This window comes from Variovorax sp. 3319 (assembly GCF_031456585.1).
Classification (GTDB): Bacteria; Pseudomonadota; Gammaproteobacteria; order Burkholderiales; family Burkholderiaceae_C; genus Variovorax; species Variovorax paradoxus_P.
This window is the reverse complement of sequence record NZ_JAVDUZ010000033.1, coordinates 1-1,774: the sequence shown is the minus strand read 5'-3', so window position 1 is coordinate 1,774 and position 1,774 is coordinate 1. Positions and strand designations below refer to the sequence as shown.

The window sequence follows — 1,774 nt, the reverse complement described above, 5'->3', positions numbered from 1 at the left end:
TGAAGGGCGTCATCGCCTACCGCGACATCGCCGACACCGACTACATGATCGAGACCGCCCGCACCCACAAGAACGCGGTCGTCATCGGCGGGGGCCTGCTGGGCCTGGAGGCGGCCAACGGCCTCATGCTGCGCGGCATGGACGTCACCGTCGTGCACGTCATGCCCTGGCTCATGGAGCGCCAGCTGGACGACGTGGCCGGCAAGCTCCTGCAGAAGTCCCTGGAAGACCGGGGCCTGAAATTCCTCATCGGCGCGCAGACCCAGGAGCTGGTGGGCGACGCCGAGGACGGCAAAGGCGGCCGGGTCCGCGCCATCCGCTTCAAGGACGGCACCGAGGTGGCCGCCGACCTGGTCGTCATGGCTGTCGGCATCCGCCCCAACACCGAGCTGGCCGAGAAGATGCGCCTGCACTGCAACCGCGGCATCGTGGTCAACGACACCATGCAGACCGTGACCGATGCGCGCATCTACTCGGTGGGCGAATGCGCCGCCCACCGCGGCATCGCCTACGGGCTGGTCGCCCCCCTCTTCGAGCAGGCCAAGGTCGCGGCCAACCACCTGGCGCAGTTCGGCATCGGCCGCTACCTGGGCTCGCTCACCTCCACCAAGCTCAAGGTCACGGGCATCGATCTCTTCTCGGCCGGCGAGTTCATGGGCGGCGAAGGCACCGAGGAGATCGTCATGAGCGACCCCTTCGGCGGGGTCTACAAGAAGCTGGTCATCAAGGACGACAAGCTGGTGGGCGCCTGCCTGTACGGCGACACGGTGGACGGCAGCTGGTACTTCAAGCTCCTGCGCGACGGGCGCAGCGTGCACGACATCCGCGACAAGCTGATGTTCGGCGAATCCAACATCGGCGACACCGGCCACGAGGGCCACAACAAGGCCGCCAGCATGCCCGACGAGGCCGAGGTGTGCGGCTGCAACGGGGTGAGCAAGGGCACCATCTGCAAGGCGATCAAGGAAAAGGGCCTGTTCACCCTGGACGAGGTCAAGAAGCACACCAAGGCCAGTGCCAGCTGCGGTTCCTGCACCGGGCTGGTGGAGCAGATCCTGATGTTCACCGCCGGGGGCGACTATTCGGCCACGCCCAAGAAGAAGGCGGTGTGCGGCTGCACCGATGCGAGCCACCAGGATGTGCGCGACGCCATCCGCAAGGAGCACTGGCTCGGCCATGACGCGGTGTACCGCGGCATGGGCTGGCGCACGCCCAACGGCTGCGCGACCTGCCGCCCGGCGATCAACTACTACCTGATCTCCACCTGGCCCAAGGAGGCCCGGGACGATCCGCAGAGCCGCTTCATCAACGAGCGCAGCCACGCCAACATCCAGAAGGACGGCACCTACTCGGTGATCCCGCGCATGTGGGGCGGCCACACCACGCCGGACGAGCTGCGGCGCATCGCCGATGCGGCGGACAAGTACAAGATCCCGACGGTGAAGGTCACGGGCGGCCAGCGCATCGACCTCCTGGGGGTGAAGAAGGAAGACCTGGAGGGGGTGTGGAAGGACATCGGCATGCCGTCGGGCTTTGCCTATGCCAAGAGCCTGCGCACGGTGAAGACCTGCGTGGGCAGCGAGTGGTGCCGCTTCGGCACGCAGGACAGCACGCAAATGGGCAAGGACCTGGAGCGGGCGCTGTGGGCGATGTATTCGCCGCACAAGGTGAAGCTGGCGGTCTCGGGGTGTCCGCGCAACTGCGCGGAGGCGGGGATCAAGGACGTGGGGGTGATCGGGGTGGATTCGGGCTGGGAGCTGTACGTGGGGGGCAA

Annotated in this window: 1 protein-coding gene; it reads left to right on the top strand. The window is 67.0% G+C overall.

Annotation, left to right across the window (positions count from 1 at the left end; translation table 11 throughout):
* Positions 1-1,774 (top strand): nitrite reductase large subunit NirB (nirB, locus tag J2X67_RS27685; RefSeq protein WP_309958217.1); only part of this gene is annotated, 1,774 nt, incomplete at both ends.